We start from the raw sequence: 5,729 nt of genomic DNA, 5'->3' as shown, positions 1-5,729 counted from the left end.
GGCCGGTGGCGGGGTTCGGCTCGGTGCTCGTCACGGGCGGGGCGACCAGCGCGGACGGGAAGATGGTCGCGCTGCGCACCTACACCGACGCCTACCTCTACCCCGCGCCGGACGGGGATGTGCTCGCCGCGCTGCGGCGGGAGCCGGTGCGGGTGCCGCTGCCGGGCGAGCCGCAGGGAGAGGCGATCGCGTTCGAACCCGACGGGACCCTGCTGTCCGGCGGGGAGGGCGTCGGACAGCCGATTCGTGCGGTACACGGCGCGGTCGCGCTGGCGGCGAACACGAGCACCGGCCCGGCTTCGCCCGCCGGGAACGGCGAAACGGCGACGACGGGGAAGCCTTCGGGCATGCGGACGATGCCGGGACTGCTGCTCGCGGTGGCCCTGGCCAGCGCTCTGGTGTTCGGCGGGGGATGGATCAAGCGCCGCTTCGGGAGGTGACCGGCGCCCACCCCGCCGAAGCACGCAGAGCGCGCCCGCTCCGGCGGGGATGTCCGGCATTCACGAGGAGGCGATTCCGCAGCGAGAGACCACGGCAGGTTCCGCTACCCGCACCGCCACGCGAAACGCCCGGAACAGGTCTCAGAGGCGGCGCAGGACCGCGACGACCTTGCCCAGGATGGTGGCGTCGTCACCCGGGATCGGCTCGTAGGCTTCGTTGTGCGGCAGCAGCCAGACGTGGCCGCCCTTGCGCTTGAAGGTCTTGACCGTGGCCTCGCCCTCGATCATCGCCGCCACGATCTCGCCGTTGTTGGCGGTCGGCTGCTGCCGGACCACCACCCAGTCGCCGTCGGTGATCGCGGCGTCGATCATCGAGTCGCCCGCGACCTTGAGCAGGAACACCTCGCCCTCGCCGACGATGTCCTTGGGCAGGGGGAAGACGTCTTCGACGGACTGCTCGGCCAGTACCGGGCCGCCGGCGGCGATCCGGCCGACCACGGGCACGTAGGCGGGCTTGGGCATCTGCGCCTCGGTGCGGCCGATGCGTGCCGCCCGTTCGGCGTCGGCGGTCAGCACGCCGACCGCGCGGGGGCGGTTCGCGTCACGGCGCAGGTAGCCCTTGCGCTGGAGGGTGCGCAACTGGTGCGAGACGGAGGAGGTGGAGGTGAGCCCGACGGCCTCGCCGATCTCCCGGACGCTGGGCGGGTAACCGAACCGGTCGACCCAGGCCCGGATGACCTCCAGTACCTGCTGCTGGCGCGGGCTGAGGCCCTCCTCGACGTCTTCGGGGTCGGGAAGCGGGTGCACGTTCCCGAAGCGGCCGCCGGGCCGCCGGGGGATCTCGGCCGCTTCGTCGGTGTCTGTCATTCTGCTGCCTCCCAGTTCTCTGTCCGCACGGCATCCGGCGATCACCCCGTGACCGCCCGATGCCACCCGGCGCCATGGCGGCGTCGGGACGGCGTCAGGACGGGCACCGGCTTCCGGACCGCGCGACCGGCGCGGTTCGCCTTCTCCTGGTCACCCACGGTAGTCCAGGAGGCCGTGAACATCAAACAACTGTTCGAGCGACACGCCGGGCTGGGCTCGATTTCGGCGGGGCCTGGTGGTACACATTCGCTCTGAGGTTCGATAGAACTGGTGTTCGACCTGGCTCCCGTGGCGCTCGGTGCCGGACCAGGTCCCAGACCTGCGAGGAGGCCGGCGGAATGTCGGTGCTGCTGAATGGCGTCTCCGCTCTCGAACGAGTCACCGAAGGCCGGAAGGTCCTCCGCCCCGCGGGGGAGCCCGGACGGCCCCCGACGAGGGCGCGGCTGGTGGCGGCCTGCGGTCGCCCGGCGCGGTCCGGCTGCGGGCCGAAACCGGTCACCTGGCGGTGGCGATGGCTGCTCGCGCTCGCACTGGTGGCCGCCCTGCTCGTCGCCGGGCTCACCCTGTTCGCCGGCCGCGTGTCGGGGGCGGTGCCGGAACGCACCGCGACCGTCACCGTGGGCGCCGGGGAAAACCTGTGGACGCTCGCCCGCCGGTACGCGCCGGGGGTGGATCCGGACGCGGTGGTCGCCCGGATCCGGGAACTGAACCGCCTCGGCGGCGACGCGGTGGTGGACGGCATGCCGCTGACCGTCCCCGTCGGGGGGAACTTCGCGGGGGCCGGGAACTGATCCGCGCTGGTCCGGCGGGTGCGGGCCGCCGGGGCGAGGAACGACACGTCCGCCAAGGCCACCCCTCGCTTGCGCCCCGACTGCGCGCGTTCTAAGGTCCACCGCTATATGTAGTAGTTACATGGCTGTAGTTGGTCCACAAGTTGGGGTAGTCTGAAGCGAGTTGTCCACAGCTGCTCGGTACTTGCCCACCGGCTGTCCACAAGTCGATCACCAGGTCGACGCCGTTTCCTTGACCGTTGCGTGGCGGGCTGGGCGGCGGTGGGTAGCCCCCGGGGAGACCGGTGCAACGGAACTGACGGAAGGGAAAGGTGATCGGCCGATGCGGTGCCCGTTCTGCCGCCATGCCGACTCCCGGGTCGTCGACTCTCGCGAGGTGGATGAGGGACAGGCGATCCGCCGCCGCAGGTCGTGCTCGGCGTGCGGCCGCCGGTTCACCACCTCCGAGACGATGGTGCTCGCCGTCGTGAAGCGTTCCGGGGTGACCGAGCAGTTCAGCAGGGACAAGGTGGTCCGGGGCGTGCGCCGGGCCTGCCAGGGCAGGCCGGTCGACGACGACGCCCTGCAGCAACTCGCGCAGCGGGTGGAGGAAACCATCCGCTCCACGGGGGTCGCGGAGATCCCGAGCCACGAGGTCGGCCTGGCCATTCTCGGCCCGCTTCGCGAGCTCGACGAGGTCGCCTACCTCCGGTTCGCCAGTGTCTACCGGTCCTTCTCGTCCGTCGAGGACTTCGAGAAGGAGATTGCGGACCTGCGCAAGGCCATGGCGGATTCGGTACCGGAAGGCGAATGACCGCCTCCGGCAGGAGAGGGAGATCATGACGGAGACCGTGGCGACGGGCGGCAAAAGCGCGAAGAGGGGCAAGCGAGGCCTGAGCGTCGCCCGTGTATTCACCACCGAGGGCGTGCACCCCTACGACGAGGTGGACTGGGAAAAGCGCGACGTCGTGATGACGAACTGGCGCGACGGCTCGATCAACTTCGAGCAGCGCGGGGTGGAGTTCCCCGACTTCTGGTCGGTCAACGCCACCAACATCGTCACGAGCAAGTACTTCCGGGGCGCGGTGGGCAGCCCCCAGCGTGAGCACAGCCTCAAGCAGCTCATCGACCGGGTCGTGAAGACCTACGTCAAGGCGGGCACCGAGAACGGCTACTTCGCCGGTGCCGCCGACGCCGAGATCTTCGAGCACGAGCTCACCTGGATGCTGCTGCACCAGGTGTTCAGCTTCAACTCGCCCGTGTGGTTCAACGTCGGCACGACCTCCAAGCAGCAGGTCAGCGCCTGCTTCATCCTGGCGGTCGACGACAACATGGAGTCGATTCTCAACTGGTACAAGGAAGAAGGGCTGATCTTCAAGGGCGGCTCGGGCGCGGGCCTGAACCTGTCCCGCATCCGCTCCTCCAAGGAACTGCTCTCCTCCGGCGGTACCGCCTCCGGCCCGGTGTCGTTCATGCGCGGCGCCGACGCCTCGGCGGGCACCATCAAGTCCGGTGGCGCCACCCGCCGCGCCGCGAAGATGGTCGTGCTGGACGTCGACCACCCGGACATCGAGGAGTTCATCCAGACCAAGGCGCGCGAGGAAAAGAAGATCAGGGTCCTGCGCGACGCCGGGTTCGACATGGACCTTTCCGGTGCGGACATCAACTCCGTGCAGTACCAGAACGCGAACAACTCGGTGCGGGTCAGCGACGAGTTCATGCACGCGGTGGAGGACGACGGCGAATTCGGCCTGCGGGCCCGGCTCACCGGTGAGGTGATCGAACGGGTCGGCGCGAAGAAGCTGTTCCGCTCGATGGCGCAGGCGGCGTGGGAATGCGCCGACCCCGGCGTGCAGTACGACGGCACGATCAACGACTGGCACACCTGCCCCGAGTCGGGCCGCATCACCGCGTCGAACCCGTGCAGCGAGTACATGCACCTGGACAACTCCAGCTGCAACCTGGCTTCGCTGAACCTGCTGAAGTTCCTGAAGGACGACGGCACCTTCGACGCGCCGCTGTTCGTCAAGGCGGTCGAGTTCATCATCACCGCGATGGACATTTCGATCTGCTTCGCGGACTTCCCGACCGAGGCGATCGGCGACACCACGCGGAAGTTCCGCCAGCTGGGCATCGGCTACGCCAACCTGGGCGCGCTGCTGATGGCCACCGGCCACGCCTACGACTCCGACGGCGGGCGCGCGCTGGCCGCGGCGATCACCTCGCTGATGACCGGTACCTCCTACCGTCGCTCGGCGGAGCTGGCCGGCATCGTCGGTCCGTACGAGGGCTACGCCCGTAACGCCGAGGGCCACCAGCGTGTGATGCGCAAGCACGCGGCCGCCAACGACGCGATCCGCACCTACCACGCCAACGACGTCGCGGTGCGCGATCTGGCCACCCGGGAATGGCAGCGCGGCATCGAGATCGGCGCGAAGAGCGGCTGGCGCAACGCGCAGGCCAGCGTGCTGGCCCCGACCGGCACCATCGGCTTCATGATGGACTGCGACACCACCGGTATCGAGCCGGACTTCTCGCTGGTGAAGTTCAAGAAGCTGGTCGGCGGCGGGTCCATGCAGATCGTCAACCAGACGGTGCCGCGGGCGCTGAAGGCACTGGGTTACCAGGACGAGCAGATCGAGGCGATCGTCGAGTACATCGCCCAGCACGGCCACGTGGTGGACGCCCCGGGCCTGCGCCCCGAGCACTACGAGGTGTTCGACTGCGCCATCGGTGAGCGGTCCATCGCGCCGATGGGCCACGTGCGGATGATGGCCGCGGTGCAGCCGTTCATCTCGGGCGCGATTTCCAAGACGGTCAACATGCCCGAGTCGGCGACCGTGGAGGACGTCGAGGAGATCTACTTCCAGGGCTGGAAGCTGGGCCTGAAGGCGCTGGCGATCTACCGTGACAACTGCAAGGTCGGCCAGCCGCTGTCCTCGGCGAAGAAGGAAACGGCCGTGGCGGTGGCCGAACCGGAGAAGATCGTCGAGTACAAGCCGGTCCGCAAGCGCCTGCCGAAGAAGCGTCCGAGCCAGACCCTGTCGTTCACCGTCGGCGGTGCCGAGGGATACCTGCACGCCGGTTCCTACCCGGACGACGGGCTCGGCGAGATCTTCGTCAAGCTCGGCAAGCAGGGATCGACCCTGGCCGGTGTGATGGACGCCTTCTCCATGTCGATCTCGGTGGGCCTGCAGTACGGCATCCCGCTCGAGTTCTACGTGTCGAAGTTCTCCAACCTGCGGTTCGAACCGGCGGGGATGACCGACGACCCGGACATCCGCATCGCCACCAGCGTGCTGGACTACCTGTTCCGCCGCCTGGCGCTGGACTACCTGCCCTACGAAAAGCGCGCGCAGCTCGGCATCTTCACCGCCGAGGAGCGCACCGCGCAGGTCGAGGCGGACTACGGCACGCCTGCCACCGTCGAGCAGGAAAGCGTGGACCTGGAGGCCCTGCGCAGCACGGTGGAGTCGAACCAGTCCAAGGTGGACACCGAGTCCGCGCACAGCACCGCCGAGCTGATGGAACTGCACCTCGGCAAGGCCGCGGACGCGCCGCTGTGCATGACCTGCGGCACCAAGATGCGGCCGGCCGGTTCGTGCTACGTCTGCGAAGGCTGCGGCGCCACCTCCGGCTGCAGCTGATACCC

The 5,729-nt window shown here is 69.0% G+C and carries 4 protein-coding genes and 1 pseudogene; 4 read left to right on the top strand and 1 reads right to left on the bottom strand.

Annotation, left to right across the window (positions count from 1 at the left end; translation table 11 throughout):
* Positions 1–440: pseudogene (locus FNH05_RS38945) on the top strand (hypothetical protein); the annotation flags it as partial.
* Positions 441–581: 141 nt separating this feature from the next.
* On the opposite strand, the gene lexA reads toward FNH05_RS38945, so the two are convergent.
* The gene (gene lexA / locus FNH05_RS30445; RefSeq protein ID WP_144592301.1) at positions 582–1,307 is read right to left on the bottom strand and encodes a transcriptional repressor LexA; all 726 of its coding nucleotides are present in this window, start codon (positions 1,305–1,307) and stop codon (positions 582–584) included.
* 338 nt (positions 1,308–1,645) lie between these two features.
* On the opposite strand from lexA, the gene FNH05_RS39535 reads away from it, so the two are divergent.
* From FNH05_RS39535 to FNH05_RS30430, 3 genes are all read left to right on the top strand, one after another.
* A complete protein-coding gene (locus tag FNH05_RS39535; protein ID WP_246128026.1) occupies positions 1,646–2,098 on the top strand; it encodes a LysM peptidoglycan-binding domain-containing protein in 453 nt (150 codons plus the stop codon).
* 322 nt (positions 2,099–2,420) lie between these two features.
* A complete protein-coding gene (gene nrdR / locus FNH05_RS30435; RefSeq protein WP_144592300.1) occupies positions 2,421–2,891 on the top strand; it encodes a transcriptional regulator NrdR in 471 nt (156 codons plus the stop codon).
* 25 nt (positions 2,892–2,916) lie between these two features.
* Positions 2,917–5,724 carry a vitamin B12-dependent ribonucleotide reductase gene (locus FNH05_RS30430; protein ID WP_144592299.1) on the top strand — a complete coding sequence of 936 codons (2,808 nt, stop codon included), beginning with the start codon at positions 2,917–2,919 and terminating at the stop codon, positions 5,722–5,724.
* Positions 5,725–5,729: the final 5 nt, after the last annotated feature.

This window comes from Amycolatopsis rhizosphaerae, from assembly GCF_007713715.1.
Lineage (GTDB): Bacteria > Actinomycetota > Actinomycetes > Mycobacteriales > Pseudonocardiaceae > Amycolatopsis_E > Amycolatopsis_E rhizosphaerae.
Note: the sequence above shows the minus strand (reverse complement) of the source record. Positions and strands in the feature narration are given on the sequence as shown.